Source organism: Mycobacteroides sp. PCS013, assembly GCF_049532645.1.
Taxonomy (GTDB): domain Bacteria; phylum Actinomycetota; class Actinomycetes; order Mycobacteriales; family Mycobacteriaceae; genus Mycobacterium; species Mycobacterium gwanakae.
The window spans coordinates 1,286,478-1,302,475 of record NZ_CP150131.1 but is presented as its reverse complement, the minus strand read 5'-3'; the positions used below and the strand labels follow the sequence as shown (position 1 = coordinate 1,302,475).

Genomic DNA, 15,998 nt, shown 5'->3' with positions numbered 1-15,998 from the left:
ACGTGAAGCTATATCGACCCCCGGTGCCGTGCACGCTGCGGTTGACCTTGGTGGCAACGCTGGTCGCAGCGGGTGCGTTCGCCCTCTACCGCCGGGACCCCGCCGACCGCTGGATCGCCATCACCGCCGGAGTGCTGGCACTGGTGCTGCTGGTGTGGTGGCGTGGCACCTTCCTCACCGACATTCTCGGACGATTCACGAAGCTGCTGACCCGCAGAATCTCTGGGAGGTCCTCCGCGAACACCCCTCAGATTGCCGCAGCGGGCGTCGATGCGCGCACCACGGTGGCACTCGAGCTCTCAGCACCCGCATCGGATGAGGAGGTCCCGCTCGGGCTCCTGTCCGGATACCTGGATCGCTACGGCGTACGGTGCTCATCAATCCGGGTCACGACCGCCGGGATAGCCGGCACCGAGAACAAGACCTGGGTGAGCCTGACCCTGAGCGCGGCGGACAACCTTGCGGCATTGCAGGCACGTTCTTCCCGAATCCCTTTGCGTGAGACCGCCGATATCGTGGGACGCCGACTCTCCGATCACCTACGCGAACTGGGGTGGCAGATCAATGCCGCAGAGAACCCCGGCACGCCACTGCCGGAGGAAGTCAAGGAGGGCTCCCGCGCCGTCACTGACGATCACGGATACCTGGCCGCCTACCGCGCCACGGTGAACGACGATCTGCCGAACACTCTCGGAAGCATCTGGGGTGCCCCACTACCGGAGCGCTGGACGGTCCTCGAGCTCACCGGAACCACCGATGCTCCGCTGCTGACCGTGGTGTGCGCCTTGCGCACAGACGAGAAGCCAGAGTCACGCGCGCCATGGGGCGGGCTGACGCTGTGCTGGGGCGAGCACCTGCCTGTCCTGCAGGCGATGAACCCGCTGTCGCCCAACTCCTTCGGCGTAGCCGGGACCCCGGTCACCGTAGAGTTCCTCGACAACCTCGCGCCGCAGAACGAGGCACAGGCACTGGTCTGATCACTCCCGATCGGGGAAAACCAAACCTGATGCGTAAGTCTCCTTGACGACCTGAAGGTGTGCCCAGCTATCCACCGCCCGAACGCCCGGTGTGGATCTGATCGTGTCGAGCAGTTCGACAAGCTGCCGTGCGGTAAACGCCCGGACAGTACCGACGAGGTCGAAACGTCCGAGCGTGCGCGCCACGAAAATGACCGACGGCATGGCCGCGATGCGCTGGGCCACCTCGGGGTGGGCGCCACCAAGCCGTACCCCAAAGCCCAAGGCGGGCTGCCTGTCTCGGCCGGAATGCCTCACCACGGCCCCGATCCGAACAACCTGCGATTCGGTCAAACGCAGCATCCGGCGCCGGACGCCGGCCGCTGAAAGGCCAACCGCCCCAGCGAGATCAACGTAGGAGGCACGACCGTCGCTCTGAAGCGCCTTGAGCAGGGCTAGGTCCGTGCCGTCCACGTGTGTCTGCACATCTCCCACCGGGCCTATCACATCGCGGACTACCTCGATGTAAGTGAGAGTGTCGATACCGACGACTGCCTCCAGTGCACGTAGCTCTGAGACTCCCTTGTCTATGTCGTGCGCTGACCCGGCACGTATCTCAGCGACAAGTCCGTACTGACCGGTTGTCACGGAGAGAAAGGGAATGTCGTCTCGGCGCGCTATCTGGGCGGCGATCTCCACGGCCGGCCCGTCCACAGTGATACCGACGTGAGCCAGTGCACCACGACCGATTACGGCCGGGTGCACCACGCCGCGAACCTCCACCTCACCGCTGGACAGCAGTCGGTGAATCCGCGCTGCCGCCGCCGACCGGGACAGGCCGACCTCCTGAGCGATGTCGCGATGCGACAGCCGACCGTCGATCTCCAGGAGAGCCACAATGCGCTCATCGATTTCGTCCATCGGTGACTCCCTCGTCAAATTTCCGCGAGATTTTTCGGCGCTACAGGACAGTCATTTCTAAATTCCACACACCACCATGCTGACTATTTCATTCGAATAGTGCAGCTCTACCGTCATATCACAATCAGTAACCGGCCTGTAACGAAGGAACTGCTTGCAGAAGGTCCACCACGACCATAAGGTGACCCGCACCACATCTCACCGAGCGAGGACGGCGATGACAGCAGATGCATATGCCCCCGTTCCCAAGGTCATCGAGGTAGAGGCACACGGTGTCGAGCCCATTCCCGGGGCGGAACGCCTCGCAAGACCGCTCGATCTATTCCGACTGATATTCGGTGGTGCCAACACCATTGCGACGGTGGTACTGGGCAGCTTCCCGATCATCTTCGGCCTGTCCTTTCGGGATGCACTGCTGGCCACGGTCACCGGATTGGTGCTCGGGGCCGCGATCCTGGCCCCGATGTCACTTTTCGGCGCCCGCAATGGCACCAACAACGCCGTTTCTTCGTCGGCACATCTCGGCGTGCATGGCCGCGTCGTGGGGTCGTTCCTGTCGCTGCTCACCGCGGTGGCGTTCTTCTCGATCTCCGTGTGGACGTCCGGGGACGTCCTGGTGGGCGGCGCAAGCCGGGCAATCGGTCTGCCGAACAACGGATTTACGGTCGCGGCTGCCTACGCCGTCTTCGCGTTGCTCGTACTTGTCGTGTGCATCTACGGGTTTCAGTTCATGCTGCTGATCAACAAGATCGCGGTGATCTCCGCAACGGCACTGTTCATGATCGGACTCGCCGCCTTCTGGCCCCTCTTCGATTCCGGCTATGCCGGCGTCTTCGGGCCCACCGCGGATCCAGGCACTAACGCCCTGTACTGACCCGCGTTCGTCGGGGCCGTCCTCATCGTTATGGCCAACCCGGTGTCCTTTGGTGCCTTTCTCGGCGATTGGACCCGCTACATACCGCGCAATACCCCTGCGTGGCAGCTGATGTCGGCCTCCTTTCTTGCCCAGATCGCCACCTTGATGCCGTTCCTCTTCGGTGTGGTGACAGCCACCGTGGTCGCCACCAACGCACACCAGTTCCTGGAGCAGGGCAACTACGTCGGCGGCCTCTTGGCGGTCTCCCCCGACTGGTACTTCGTACCTATCTGTCTCATCGCTCTCATCGGCGGCATGTCAACCGGAACCACAGCCCTTTACGGCACCGGACTGGACTTCTCGAGCGTCTTCCCACGCTTCAACCGAGTGCAGGCGACGGTATTGATCGGTTCCATCGCCATCGCCTTCATCTTCACCGGACGGTTCGTCTTCAATGTGGTGCAAAGCATTTCGACCTTTGCCGCACTCATTGTCACTTGTACCGCACCGTGGATGGTGGTGATGATGCTCGGTTGGTTCAGCCGCCGCGGGTGGTACGACTCCGACTCACTACAGGTGTTCAACCGGGGGCAGCGCGGCGGCAGGTACTGGTTCACCCGCGGCTGGAACTGGCGTGGGCTCGGGCCGTGGTTGGTGGCAGCAGCGCTGAGCATCTGCTTCGTCAACCTGCCAGGGCAATTCGTTGGTCCCCTGGGCAACCTCGCGGGCGGGGTCGACCTCAGCATCCCAGTCGGCCTGGGCCTTTCCGCCCTCCTGTATCCGGCCGCCCTCGTGCTGTTCCCCGAGCCACGCGATGCATTCGGACCTGACGGGCCCCGGTGCATTCCTGCCGGTCCCCCTGCCCAGATTCCCATCACCACATCAGAGACGTCAGTTCAAGGAGTTTCGCCATGACCACGATAGGACCCATCGACGCCTCCAAGACGCCACGCTTTGCGGGATTGGCGTCTTTTGCACGGCTCCCACGCCTAGACCAGGTTTCCCGCGCCGATATCGTGGTTGCGGGAATACCGTTCGACTCGGGGGTGTCCTATCGTCCCGGTGCCCGGTTCGGCCCTAGCCATGTACGCGAGTCCTCACGACTGCTTCGCCCCTATCACCCGACGCTCGATGTCTCACCATTCGATGTCGCACAGGTTGCCGATGCGGGTGATATCGCGGTGAACCCCTTCGACATACACCAAGCCATCGAGACCATCGAGGCCGCAGCCGTCGAATTGACCTCTGGTGGAAGCAGTCTGGTAACCATCGGGGGCGACCACACCATCGCGTTGCCGCTCTTGCGGGCGGCCGCTGCCAGCCATGGTCCGGTCGCGCTGGTTCATTTCGATGCGCACCTGGATACCTGGGACACCTACTTCGGCGCGGAATACACCCACGGCACGCCCTTCCGGCGTGCGGTCGAGGAGGGGATCCTCGATACCGAGGCTCTCACTCACGTCGGTACCCGAGGGCCGCTGTACGGCAAGAAGGACCTCGAGGACGACCGGCGTTTCGGCTTCGGGATCGTCACCGCCTCGGATGTCTACTACCAGGGCGTGACCGAGGTCGTCGAGAAGCTGCGCCAGCGCGTGGGTAACCGCCCCGTGTACGTATCGGTCGACATCGACGTACTGGACCCCGCACATGCGCCCGGCACCGGGACCCCGGAAGCCGGCGGCATCACCAGCCGCGAGCTGCTCGAGATCCTGCGCGGTTTCCGGGGGTTGAACATCATCGGAGCCGACGTGGTGGAGGTGGCCCCGGCTTACGACCATGCCGAGATCACCGGTATCGCGGCAGCACATGTCGCATACGACCTGGTATCGCTGTTGGCCCTGCGCCGGGAGGAAACTGCCCGTGCATGAACGCAACGGAGGCGACGTAGTGGTGGAAACACTTGCTGCACTGGGTGTTTCCCATGTCTTCGGCATTCCCGGTCAACACGCACTCGGATTGTTTGATGCGCTCCGGCGTAGCGACCTGAAATTCATCAGCTCCCGGGTCGAGAACAATTCCGTGTTCGAAGCCGACGGCTATGCCCGAGCCACCGATGAGGTCGGTGTGCTCTTTCTGTCCACCGGGCCCGGCGCGCTCACCGCGCTGGGAGCATTGCAAGAGGCGCACGCGACGGCCGTCCCCCTGCTGGTGATCGCCAGCCAGGTTCCGCGCGCCGGGCTCGGGCTCCGCAAGGGCATGCTGCACCAACTCGACGACCAGCCGCGCAGCGCGGCGAACGTCACCAAGAGCACCGCACTCGCCCGCGAATCAACGCAGATTCCCAGCCTGCTCGCCGATGCCTGGGCCCTCGCCCAGTCCGCACCCGCCGGTCCCACCTGGGTGGAAATCCCCGAAGACGTGCTGCTGGAGACCACCCACGTTCCACCTGTGTCGACCGCGGTGGCACACATCGCCGAGCGACCGCCACGCCACGAACTGGTGGAAGAGGCTGTACGGCTTATCGACTCGTCCCAGCGGCCGGTCATCCTGGCGGGCGGCGGCGTGCGCCGTTCGGTTGGCGGCGCAGCCGCCCTCACCCAGCTTGCCGAGCGACTCGACTCTCCCGTGGTATCCACCGCCGGCGGAAAGGGCGCAATTCCCTTCGCGCATCCCTTATCCGCCGCTTCCTGGATCGAAGACCGACACACCACCGAGCTACTGAACGGCGCCGACGTATTGCTGGCCGTCGGCACCGCCATGGGTGAGGTGACAAGCAACTACTTCACTCTGCACCCGCGAGGCCGGCTCATTCACATCGACGCCGAACCACGGGTACTGGAAGCCAACCATCCCGGGTTGGGCATCCATGCCGACGCCGCGATGGCCCTGCGCGCCATCGGATCCCGCGTAACCCCGCGAGCCCCCGGCGCCGGGGCAGCCGTTGCCGCAGAACTTCGGAAGTCGGTACAGGACCGGCTCTCCGAACAAGGACTCGACGTCGAGCTGACTCTTATGCATGACCTCCGCACCGCCGTTCCTCCTGAGACGCATACCTTCTGGGACATGACCATTGCCGGGTATTGGGCATGGTCCGCGTGGGATCCGCTCAACGGCGCCTTCCACTCCGCGCAGGGAGCCGGCGGCCTGGGATTCGCGTATCCGGCAGCCATCGGCGCGGCCATCGGGACAGACGCACGGACCTTCGCGGTATCAGGCGACGGCGGTGCCATGTACTCGATCTCCGAGTTGGCGACCGCCTCCCAGCACGGCGCCAATGTCACCTGGCTGATTATCGACGATGGCGGATACGGCATCTTGCGGGAGTACATGAACGGTGCATTCGGCCAGGCCACCGCGACCGAGTTGGCTCGGCCAGATTTCGTCTCCCTGGCAAGGAGTTTCGGAGTACCAGCGCATTACGCAACACCCGCGTCGGTCGGCGAGATAGTCGCCGACACATTCACCACCGTGGGACCGGCAGTCGTGGTGCTGCGCTGCATGTTGCGCATGTTCGCCCCCACCCATCGATGAACACCTAACAGTCACACCAGAGGAATGACGCTATGGACAAGTCCGTCGATACAGCCATCATCGTCGTGTACCTCGGTGCCATGCTGGGATTCGGCTTCTGGGGTAAGAGCCGCACCAAAGACTCCGCCGACTTCCTCGTCGCAGGAAGGCGTCTCGGCCCGGCTCTATACACCGGCACCATGGCGGCCGTCGTCCTCGGCGGCGCATCCACGGTCGGAGGGGTTGGACTTGGTTACAAATACGGCATCTCTGGAATGTGGCTGGTGGTGGCCATTGCGGTGGGACTGCTGTTACTGAGCCTGGCATTCGCCGGTCGCATTCAGCGACTGCGCGTGTACACCGTCGCCCAGATGCTCAAACTGCGCTACGGCACCGACTTCACCTCGTGGTCCGGAATTGTCATGGCGGCATACACATTGATGCTGGCGGTCACCTCAACCATCGCGTACGCAACGATATTCACGGTGCTGTTCGACATGGGCCGCGCCGCCTCGGTGATCCTCGGGGGCGTCATCGTGATGCTGTACTCCGCGATCGGCGGCATGTGGTCGATCACCTTGACCGATATGGTCCAGTTCGCCCTGAAGACCATCGGAGTCTTTGCGCTATTGCTGCCCTTCACCTGGCACCGGGCGGGCGGACTCGATGGTATTCGCGCACGTGCCGCAGACAGCTTCTTCGATCCGAGCGCAATCGGTACACAGACCATCATCACGTACTTCGTTGTCTATAGCTTCGGAATGCTTATCGGACAAGATATTTGGCAACGCGTGTGCACGGCACGCTCACCCGGTGTCGCGAAGTGGGGTGGCACCGTCGCGGCAACGTACTGCTTGTGTTACGGAATCGCGGGTGCGCTCATCGGCATGGCCGCGTCCACCTTCTTACCGGATGTCAGTGCCCGGGACGACGTCTACGCAATCATCGCCGACAGCATCCTGCCCGCCGGGATCAGCGGACTGGTACTGGCGGCGGCAATCGCCGCAATGATGTCCACCGCATCGGGTGCACTCATCGCCACCGCGACGGTGGCCCGGACCGACATCACGCCACTGCTCGGTCTTGGCAAGTCCAGCACCACAGATTCCACCGACAAGGCCGATCAGGATGTGCACAGTGACCGCCGCTACGTGGTGGTACTCGGCACCCTGGTCATCGTGATCGCGGGCCTGCTCGACGACGTGGTCGGAGCGCTCACCGTTTCCTATGCCATCTTGGTCGGAGGACTACTGGTGCCGATTCTGGGCGGATTCCTCTGGAAACGAGCAACCGGAATGGGTGCGCTCTGCGCCATGATCGCCGGAACTGCCGTCACTGTAGGCACCATGGGCCTCTTCGGGCTTGCTGCCAATGAACCGATCTACTGCGGTCTAGCGGCCAGTGCCGTCGCGTATGGCGTCGGTAGCCTGTTGACCACCCCCACGCCGGCGGAGGTCTTGCAGACATGGTCTGGCCGTCTGGCACGGAAGAAACCCGAGAATGTGCTCGGTACCCTTTCGGAGTGATCGCAGGTTCGGCCAGACGTCTGGGAATGCTCGCCGCCACGCTGAGTCTCGTTCTCACAGGCTGCGGCCACGAGAACCCCGGCTCTGCGTCCTGGCCACCTGCCGGTGGGCGAGGCCCCTGCGCGGTGGCCAAAAAAGTCGATGTACCGGCCACCATGCGCGACGGCACCGTACTGCGTGCCGATGTCTACCGCCCTAAGCTCAAGGACCCCGTGCCGGTCATCCTGATGCGCACCCAGTACGGCAAAGGCAGCGCGCAGATCAAACCGTCGCGGTTCCAGACTCCCGACTGGTTCGCCTCACACTGCTACCTCGTGGTGGTGCAAGACGTTCGGGGGCAGGGCGCATCGGATGGGATATTCACCGAATTCGGCAATGACGGTAGCGACGGATATGACACCGTCGAATGGGCGGCCGGATTACCCGGCTCTACCGGCAAGGTCGGAATGTACGGGTCCTCCTATGTCGGCGCGACGCAATGGCTCGCCGCCACGACAACTCCCCCGCACCTGACAACCATCGTCCCGTCCAACACCGCATCCGACTACTACGACGGCTGGACCTACGAGGGCGGCGCGTTCCGGCTCGGCTTCGTGTTGCCATGGGCGATCGAGACAATCGCCACCACCGCGGCGAAGAACCGCGGCGACGACGCGACCGCCCGAGAGCTGGAAGCCGCCGCCACGGAGCCGGAACGCTGGCTCAAGTTTCTTCCGTACCAGGATCTTCCACCGATGCAGCCGGGCAATCCACACGTTGCTCCCTGGTACTTCGACTGGATCCGCCATTCGACCCGCGACGACTACTGGAAGCGGTGGAGCATCCGGGATCGGTACGAGAACGTGAAGGTGCCCGTCCTGCATTTCGAAGGCTGGTACGACGCGTTCCTGCGCGGAGGCCTGGAGAACTTCGCCGGCATGTCCTCGCGCGGCGGCTCAGCGGAGGCGCGCCAGCATCAGCGCATCGTCATCGGCCCGTGGGATCACCTCGCCTGGGGCCGCGAAACATCGAGTCCCTCGCCACTGCTGAAAGGCCTGGGGGCCGGAGCCAGCAGCCCCGTGAACGAGCTGCAATTGGCGTGGTTCGATCACTTTCTCAAGGGGGCCGACAACGGTGTCTCCGCCGACTCACCCCGCGTCGACTACTACCTGATGGGCGCCAACCGATGGAAGAGCGCCCCTGCCTGGCCACTGCCACAGACGGAGTGGACCGTGTATCACCTCGGCGGTCCCGGCGCGAAACACCATGGAACGCTGGGCAACTCGACCACACCTGGGGATCCACCTGACAGCTACCGCTACGACCCTGCCAATCCGGTGCCGAGCGCCGGCGGGCACTCGTGCTGTGCCGCGGATTCTGCCCCGGAAGGCCGATACGACCAGAACACCATCGAAGAGCGCCCCGACGTACTGACGTACACCGGCAAGCCACTCACCGCCGATACCGAGGTCACCGGGCCGATCACGGTCGACCTGTGGGCTTCGTCCTCGGCGCCGGACACCGATTTCACCGCGAAACTCGTTGTCGTGCAATCTGATGGCACCGCCGTCAACCTCAACAACGGAATTGTCCGAACCTCGCTGGCACAATCCTTATCCGAGCGCCGGCCCATCCCCGCCGGCCAGCCACACAGATACCGCATCGACATATGGCCGGTGAGCTACCAGTTCCGTGCCGGCGAGCGCATCCGGCTGGAAATCTCCAGTAGCGACTTCCCGCAGTACGCGCCCAACCCAAATACGGGTGCGGTGTTCGGGCAGAACGATGAACTCCGCTCCGCCACACAGACAATCCTGCACGATGCCGCGCACCCGTCCGTGCTGACGCTTCCGGTCATACCCGCAGGCAGCCCGGGAACAGAGCAGTTCCCGCTGCCCAGGTAGTCAACGGGGAACGCTAACCCCAGTTCTCCGGGCCGCCCAGGTCCGCCGAGAGCCAGTGCTCCGGGGAGACATAGACCGCGATCTGCTCGCCATACCCCTCCGAGTATTTGAGATACCCATCGAGCAACTCCTCCGGGATATACCGGGCGGCCACCTGCCGGTGCTGGTCATGTTCGAGCGGCACGATCTTGGTCACCGGCCCCTCCACGCTCACATACCGCACCGTCGGCTGCTCACGATCGACCATGAGCGTGAGCCGACCTGCCGCCTCGATCAGCTGATGCTTGCGCGAACCCTTGCCCGTCGGAATCCAGAGATCGCCACCCGGGGTGTAGAAGTACCAGATCGGCACGGTAAGCGGAGCGCGGTCCGCACCGGCACTCACCGAAATTGCCGCCACATGGGGCTCGGCCAGAAATGCCTGTCGTTCTTCCAAACTCAATCCCATGGCATCACCCTACGAGCCCGCACCGACAAGCGCACCGGACTCGGGTCATGGTTCACTGAACCCCACACTGCGGAAACGAAAGGGCGTGGTGCCATAAGCAAAACGCGTGTCATGCATCGTCGCCCTGCGCCGCTCACGGACAGACAGACATTTGAGACAAATGTCGAGGTGCTCGAGCAATTCGGTCTGCGCCGCGCGCTTTCCATCCTGACAGCGATTTGTACCGTAGCCATCGGCGCCGCCGCGATGACCTTGGCGTTCGAGGGCTTTTCGACCATTCCTGCGTTGTGCGTCGTCATCGCATTACCCACCCTGGGATGGGGCATTCGGTATGCGCGGCGCAAACCCATTACTTACGCCGAGTCGTTGGCTTGGCTCATCTATTGCGATATCGCCATCATGGTGGGTGTTTGTGTGGCGACAAGCTCCGGAATCGCCTTCGTCAAGTTGGCGTGGCTCGTCGCCGTCAACGCCTACGCGTGTGTCATCCACGGCCGTTCGGTACTGCTCATCCAGACCGCGGTAGCCGCCCTTGGGACCCTGCTCGCCATCATCGGTTCCCTGCTTCGCGCTGACCTGGCAATACCCATCGTGACCATCCTGCTCGTCACCATCACGCTCGCGCATGTCATCGCCGCATGGGTGGTCCACGTGACACGAGAGCAGATCACGCGCTACCTCGCCAGCTGGGAACACGTGGTGCATCACGACCATCTGACCGGGCTGCTCAATCGGCACGGCCTGGAGATGGCGTGCAACAGCTGGCCCAGCCCCACCGCGGACAAGGTGATCGTGGTCGCCACGATCGATATCAACAATTTCAAATCTGTCAACGACACCCACGGCCATCACGTGGGCGATGAGGTGCTCAGACGTACCGCACGGCGACTACAGCAAATCGCCGGCCTCGATACGCTACTGGCCCGACTAGGTGGAGATGAATTCGCGCTGGTCTCCATCGTGTACCCGCCGCTGCATCTCGGATATCCGCGCCTCATCGAACAGGCACTCGCCCCATTGCCCAGTGACTTCCCCGAGGTAACGGCCAGCATGGGAGGCGTGCACGCGAATCTGGCGGATTTGGTCACACATTCCGGTGAATCACTGGCCAAGACGGTCACGAAATTACTGGTGCAGGCCGATGCCGAAATGTATATGGCGAGAAGACAAGCCGCGAAGAAGGCCGCGCGCGTTTCCCATTGATGCCACGGTATCGCGTGATTCACTTGAGCGATGGCACGACCCATCGATCTCGCCCGTCGCTTCTACGACCGGTTCGAACCCATCCACGGCATCACCTACTTCGCACCCGAGGCGCGCGCCGCGGCCGACGAGCTCGGCTACCGCGGATTCTGGCGCGGATACTTTGCCACCCGTTCGGCACCCCTGGGCATGGTGTGCCCCCGGCTCGTCGAGGCCGTGTTCTACAACTTCGCCTCGTTCCGTGTCGTCAAGTCACTCGAAGGCGCCTGGGAAACCGTCAGCCCGCAACAGGCACTGTCCGCCCGGCAGGCCGGTGCTGTCGCGGCGTTACGGCGCTATGGCCTGACCGATGACGAAAATCTGCGCGCCGCAGCGGAACTGCTGGGCAGGGCGGCCCGCAACGCCTCGCCCGCGGGGCGCCCACTCTACGCCGCGTTGACCGCCGTGCCCTGGCCCGACGAACCCCTGGCGACGCTGTGGCACGCCGCCACCCTGCTACGCGAACAGCGTGGCGATGCCCACGTAGCGGCCCTGGTCGCGGCGGGCATCGATGGCCGTGAATCGAACGTGTTTCATGTCGCGGCGGGCCGTGCCACCAAAGCCGACATCATGCGCAGCCGCGACTACGACGAGTCAGAATGGACCACACTCGAAGAGGGCTTGACTCGGCGCGGCCTACTCGACCACGGTGCCCAGCTGACGTCAGAGGGACACGCGCTTAAGACCGATATCGAGAACCGGACCGACCGGGTATCGCTGCCGGTATTCGACATTCTCAGCGATACCGAGGTGGAGGCCCTCTTTCGCACACTCACCCCCATCACCCGGCAGGTCATCGCGGCCGGCGACCTACCGGCGTCGACACCAATGGGGTTGCGGCGCAACGATCTCGATAACGAAAGTGCGAATCTGACCTAGGCCGCCAGCGCTCCCCGCTTCTTGAGCAGAGGGAGCACACCCTCGGCGAACCAGTAAGCCTCCTCAAGGTGCGGGTATCCGGACAAGATGAACTCGTCGAACCCGAGCGCGTGGTACTCGGAGATCAGATTCGCAACCTCTTCATGACTGCCCACCAGCGCCGTACCCGCACCGCCGCGCACCAACCCGACACCGGCCCACAGGTTCGGGTAGATCTCCAACTTGTCGAGCCGACCGCCGTGCAGCGCCGTCATGCGCCGCTGTCCCTCGGATTCGGACTTCGAATGCAACGCGGTGGCCGTCGCCACCTGCTCCGGGGTCAACTCCGCCACGAGCGAATCGGCGACGGCCCAGGCCGCCTCTGAGGTATCCCGCGTGATCGTGTGCAGCCGGATGCCGAATCGAAGGGTGCGCCCGCGTTCCTTCGCGAGGGCACGCACCGTCTCGATCTTCGCCGCGGCCGCGGCAGGCGGCTCTCCCCATGTCAGGTACACGTCCACATGATCGGCCGCGATGGGCAACGCGGCCGGAGAGGAGCCTCCGAAATACAGCTGCGGCAAGGGTGTTGGCGGCTTCGAGACCCGCGCGTCGGTCACGGTGTAGTGCTTGCCCGAATAGTCGACGGGATCACCCTTCCAGATGTCCCGCACGATCTGCAGGAACTCCCCGGTCCGCTCATAACGCTCGTCGTGGGTGAGCCAATCGCCGAAGCGGCGCTGCTCGGTGTCGTCGCCGCCGCTGACAACGTTCAGCAGCAGGCGCCCTTCGGAGAACCGCTGGAAGGTGGCGGCCTGCTGTGCGGCGAGTGTGGGTGGCACCAGACCGGGCCGGAAGGCGACCAGGAACTTCAGACGTTCGGTCTGCTCCAGAAGCGCCGATGCCGTCAGCCACGCATCCTCACACCAGGTGCCGGTGGGCGTCAGCACACCCTCGAAGCCCAAACGGTCCGCAGCGCGGGCTATCTCGCCGAGATAGCGCAGGCTCGGCTCGCGGTAACCCACCGGGATGGTGTGATGCGAGGACGCGTGCGAGGCGCCCACAATGGAACGGCTGTCGCCATTGGTGGGCAGGAACCAGAAGAACTTGGCGGCCACGGGAATTGCTCTCCTTGTGGGTTATTGGGACTTGGTGAAGTACTGCTTGAGTGCATCGTTGTACCGGTTATCGACGAAATCAGAGAACGTTGGCTTGCCCTGAATCTGGCCCGACTGCGCGAACAGGTCGGTCAGCGTCTGCTCCGAGGCCGTCACCTCGCCGGTAAGCGGTATTGGTTGTCGCAGGCTGCGTGACTGTGCCAGCTCAGCTGCGGCGGGGTCGATTCCGATTGCGGCGGCATACTTTCCATACCACTCCTGTGGATGGGCTTGGGCCCATGCGCTGGCACGCGCGATGCGCTGTACCAGGTCCGACAGTGCGGTATTGCGTTGAGCATCACGCAGTGCCACCTGCGAAGCGACGCCGAATCCGTATCCGTTGGCGACGCCGGTAGCGGTCACCAGGGTACGAACCTTCAGCTGTTTGTCGGCCAGCGCCGTGTAAGGGTCCCAGATCGCCCAGGCGTCGGCCTGCCCCTGACTCAGTGCGGTAAACGCGTCGGCGGGCTGCAGAAACACCGGCTGGATGTCCTTGATGGTGAGATTGGCCTTCTGCAGCTGAAGTAGCAGATGACCGTTCGCCGAACTCCCCTTCCCGACAGCGACCTTCTTCCCCCGCAGATCTGCCACGGATTGGATTGGGGATGTGTCGGAAACCAGGATCTGGTCACCGGAAGCGTCATTCGTATAACCAGACACCACTTTGATTTTCGCCTTGGACGCAGCCCCGAAGATCGGGGGTGTGTTGCCGGTGACGGCAAAGTCGATCTTGCCCGCGGTCAGCGCCTCGATCTGCGGCGGGCCAAAAGTGAAGGTGGAGAATTCGACCTTGTACGGCGCGTTGTCCAGTTCCCCTGCCGCGCGTAGCAGCGATTCGGTGCCGCCCTTCTGATCGCCGACACGCAGCGTGAGATTCGACAGCTCCGAGAGCGGGACGAGCTGCGGCACCGCGGAATCGCCCTTATCGTCGCGGCCAGAGGTGCAGGCCGTCAACGACAGCAGGATCGCGGTCGCGCTGACGATGGACTTAAACACCAAGCTGCGCAAGAAGCTCTCCTCGATAGTTCTCAGTTTCGCTGTCGTGCTTGCCCTGCGGTTTACGCGGATTGCGAATGCGCAATGTGTGCACCAACCGACCCTCATCCAGCACCAGGATGGTGTCGGCCAGTGATATCGCCTCGTCCACATCGTGAGTTACCAGCAGCACCCCGAACTCGTGCTCTCGCCATAGGTTCAGCAACAGTCGGTGCATCGAGAGCCGTGTCAGCGCATCGAGTGCCCCGAAGGGCTCATCGAGCAACAGCAGCTGCGGCTCCGCGACAAGCGCACGCGCCAGCGAAACGCGTTGTGCCTGACCACCCGAGAGCGTCAGCGGCCAGGCCTGCGCCTTGTCGGCAAGCCCCACCTCATCAAGGGCCCGGTCAACGCGAGAGAGCGCCTCCGCCTTGGACAACTTGGTGCGGGTGAGTCCGTACAGCACGTTATCGCGCACCGAGCGCCACGGGAAAAGTCGCGGCTCCTGGAAGGCCACGGCGGGAGCGCCCAACACCACGCGCTCACCATCGTGGTCACCGGCCAGCCCGGACAGCACCCTGAGCACCGTCGACTTACCCGAGCCGCTGCGGCCCACCAGAGCGACGATCTCGCCACGGTCGACCCGCAGCGAGATGTCGTCGAGAACGCGATTACGCCCGTACCACTTGGTGACCGACGTCAACTCCGCCGCCGGGGTGGCGGACTGGCGCGACAAGTCTGCGAGCTCGAAAACCGCTGTCATGATCTGCCTTTCATTGATCGGTACCGCAGTGCGCGCCGTTCCAGCACTCGCACAATGGCATCCGTGACTATGCCCAGCAGCGCGTAGACCACCAGCCCGAAGATGATGACGTCGATGCGCAGGAAATCGCGCGCATTGTTGATGAGGAATCCCACCCCGGCGTCGGCGTTGATCTGTTCGGCGACGATGAGCGTCAGCCAGGACAGCGCCAGGGACTGCCGTAACCCGACAAGCACCTGCGGAGTCGCACTGGGGACGACGATGACACGCAAACGCTGCCAGAACGAAAACCCAAGCACCTGTGCGGTTTCGAAAAGTTTGGGGTCTACCTGCCGGATCGCGGAGGTGGTGTTGAGGTACAGCGGGAAAGCCGCGCCGAGAGCCACCATCAGCACCTTGGGCAGCTCGCCGATGCCGAACCACAGGATGAACAACGGGATGAGGCCGAGGTGTGGCAGCGCCCGGATCATCTGCATGGTCGGATCCACCACGGCATCGGCAAGGCGCGACAAGCCCACCGCCGCCCCCAATACCACGCCGACCAGACCGCCCAGCAGCAGTCCTTCGGCGGCGCGGAGGCCGGATACCCGCAGTGCGGCGGCAAGCTGTCCGTTGCCGATCAATTCGATTCCGGCGTGGGCGATTGTCGACGGGGCAGGCAATATCTCCGGGTCGATCAGCCCCCAGGCGCTGGCCGCCTGCCAGATGAGCAGCACCGCGAACGGTGAGAGAAATCGAACGATCTCCCACCGCCGATTGAGTACCCACTCCCACCGGGACGGGGTGGCAACGGGGGCATCTGTGTCAGTCGCCGCAGTGGCCACCAACGTATTACGGGTGGTCATGAAAAGCTCAGGAATCCTCACGGGTCGGCGGCTGCGTATCGACAGTGTTGACACACTATGGGCGCGTTCGGATTCGGTGAAGAATTAATATCGCGCTGATTCGACGGGTATCCCTATCCCG

Annotated in this window: 13 protein-coding genes and 1 pseudogene; 8 read left to right on the top strand and 6 right to left on the bottom strand. The window is 63.7% G+C overall.

Annotation, left to right across the window (positions count from 1 at the left end; all coding sequences use genetic code 11):
* Positions 1 to 23 precede the first annotated feature (23 nt).
* Positions 24 to 977: a type VII secretion protein EccE gene (eccE, locus tag RHO23_RS06340; protein ID WP_064410269.1), complete on the top strand. Its 954-nt coding sequence runs from the start codon at positions 24 to 26 to the stop codon at positions 975 to 977.
* Here eccE and RHO23_RS06335 read toward each other — a convergent pair whose 3' ends face one another.
* The gene (locus RHO23_RS06335; protein ID WP_070942447.1) at positions 978 to 1,877 is read right to left on the bottom strand and encodes an Lrp/AsnC family transcriptional regulator; all 900 of its coding nucleotides are present in this window, start codon (positions 1,875 to 1,877) and stop codon (positions 978 to 980) included. It lies immediately after the preceding gene.
* Between the two features lie 217 nt (positions 1,878 to 2,094).
* Here RHO23_RS06335 and RHO23_RS06330 point away from each other — a divergent pair.
* The 5 genes and pseudogenes from RHO23_RS06330 (at position 2,095) to RHO23_RS06310 (ending at position 9,592) form a co-directional block, all read left to right on the top strand.
* Positions 2,095 to 3,648, top strand: a pseudogene (locus RHO23_RS06330) (purine-cytosine permease family protein).
* Positions 3,645 to 4,601 (top strand): agmatinase, encoded by a 957-nt coding sequence (gene speB / locus RHO23_RS06325; protein WP_070916133.1) that lies wholly within the window; start codon positions 3,645 to 3,647, stop codon positions 4,599 to 4,601. Before RHO23_RS06330 ends, speB begins: the two are co-directional and overlap by 4 nt.
* Entirely contained in the window at positions 4,594 to 6,204 is a 1,611-nt protein-coding gene (locus RHO23_RS06320; protein WP_423488820.1) for a thiamine pyrophosphate-binding protein, read from the top strand. The genes speB and RHO23_RS06320 overlap by 8 nt, the downstream gene beginning before the upstream one ends.
* Before the next feature lie 32 nt (positions 6,205 to 6,236).
* Positions 6,237 to 7,709: a sodium:solute symporter gene (locus tag RHO23_RS06315; protein ID WP_070942449.1), complete on the top strand. Its 1,473-nt coding sequence runs from the start codon at positions 6,237 to 6,239 to the stop codon at positions 7,707 to 7,709.
* A 26-nt stretch (positions 7,710 to 7,735) separates the two neighbouring features.
* Entirely contained in the window at positions 7,736 to 9,592 is a 1,857-nt protein-coding gene (locus tag RHO23_RS06310; protein WP_070942450.1) for a CocE/NonD family hydrolase, read from the top strand.
* Positions 9,593 to 9,605: 13 nt separating this feature from the next.
* On the opposite strand, the gene RHO23_RS06305 is transcribed toward RHO23_RS06310, so the two are convergent.
* On the bottom strand, positions 9,606 to 10,040 hold the full coding sequence (locus RHO23_RS06305) for a pyridoxamine 5'-phosphate oxidase family protein (protein ID WP_030095662.1): 435 nt from the start codon (positions 10,038 to 10,040) through the stop codon (positions 9,606 to 9,608).
* Between the two features lie 168 nt (positions 10,041 to 10,208).
* Here RHO23_RS06305 and RHO23_RS06300 point away from each other — a divergent pair, with 168 nt between their 5' ends.
* Together RHO23_RS06300 and RHO23_RS06295 are read left to right on the top strand one after the other, a co-directional pair.
* The gene (locus tag RHO23_RS06300; protein ID WP_165611427.1) at positions 10,209 to 11,243 is read left to right on the top strand and encodes a GGDEF domain-containing protein; all 1,035 of its coding nucleotides are present in this window, start codon (positions 10,209 to 10,211) and stop codon (positions 11,241 to 11,243) included.
* Between the two features lie 30 nt (positions 11,244 to 11,273).
* Entirely contained in the window at positions 11,274 to 12,161 is an 888-nt protein-coding gene (locus RHO23_RS06295; protein ID WP_423488819.1) for an SCO6745 family protein, read from the top strand.
* Here the strand turns inward: RHO23_RS06295 and RHO23_RS06290 are convergent.
* The 4 genes from RHO23_RS06290 to RHO23_RS06275 are packed head-to-tail and all read right to left on the bottom strand — an operon-like array spanning position 12,158 to position 15,877.
* The gene (locus tag RHO23_RS06290) at positions 12,158 to 13,255 is read right to left on the bottom strand and encodes an LLM class flavin-dependent oxidoreductase (RefSeq protein WP_423488818.1); all 1,098 of its coding nucleotides are present in this window, start codon (positions 13,253 to 13,255) and stop codon (positions 12,158 to 12,160) included. The two genes, RHO23_RS06295 and RHO23_RS06290, sit on opposite strands and share 4 nt — an antisense overlap.
* A 21-nt stretch (positions 13,256 to 13,276) precedes the next feature.
* On the bottom strand, positions 13,277 to 14,302 hold the full coding sequence (locus RHO23_RS06285; RefSeq protein WP_064408658.1) for an ABC transporter substrate-binding protein: 1,026 nt from the start codon (positions 14,300 to 14,302) through the stop codon (positions 13,277 to 13,279).
* Positions 14,283 to 15,032, bottom strand: coding sequence for an ABC transporter ATP-binding protein (locus RHO23_RS06280; RefSeq protein ID WP_070916138.1), 750 nt, complete (start codon positions 15,030 to 15,032; stop codon positions 14,283 to 14,285). Before RHO23_RS06280 ends, RHO23_RS06285 begins: the two co-directional genes overlap by 20 nt.
* Positions 15,029 to 15,877, bottom strand: a complete 849-nt coding sequence (locus RHO23_RS06275) for an ABC transporter permease (protein ID WP_423488817.1) — start codon at positions 15,875 to 15,877, stop codon at positions 15,029 to 15,031. The genes RHO23_RS06280 and RHO23_RS06275 overlap by 4 nt, the downstream gene beginning before the upstream one ends.
* Positions 15,878 to 15,998: the final 121 nt, after the last annotated feature.

Coding starts and splice junctions, on each gene's coding strand:
- RHO23_RS06335 (WP_070942447.1), bottom strand. CDS start 1,877: ATGGACGAAATCGATGAGCGCATTGTGGCTCTCCTGGAGATCGACGGT.
- speB (WP_070916133.1), top strand. CDS start 3,645: ATGACCACGATAGGACCCATCGACGCCTCCAAGACGCCACGCTTTGCG.
- RHO23_RS06315 (WP_070942449.1), top strand. CDS start 6,237: ATGGACAAGTCCGTCGATACAGCCATCATCGTCGTGTACCTCGGTGCC.
- RHO23_RS06310 (WP_070942450.1), top strand. CDS start 7,736: ATGCTCGCCGCCACGCTGAGTCTCGTTCTCACAGGCTGCGGCCACGAG.
- RHO23_RS06305 (WP_030095662.1), bottom strand. CDS start 10,040: ATGGGATTGAGTTTGGAAGAACGACAGGCATTTCTGGCCGAGCCCCAT.
- RHO23_RS06295 (WP_423488819.1), top strand. CDS start 11,274: ATGGCACGACCCATCGATCTCGCCCGTCGCTTCTACGACCGGTTCGAA.
- RHO23_RS06280 (WP_070916138.1), bottom strand. CDS start 15,032: ATGACAGCGGTTTTCGAGCTCGCAGACTTGTCGCGCCAGTCCGCCACC.
- RHO23_RS06275 (WP_423488817.1), bottom strand. CDS start 15,877: ATGACCACCCGTAATACGTTGGTGGCCACTGCGGCGACTGACACAGAT.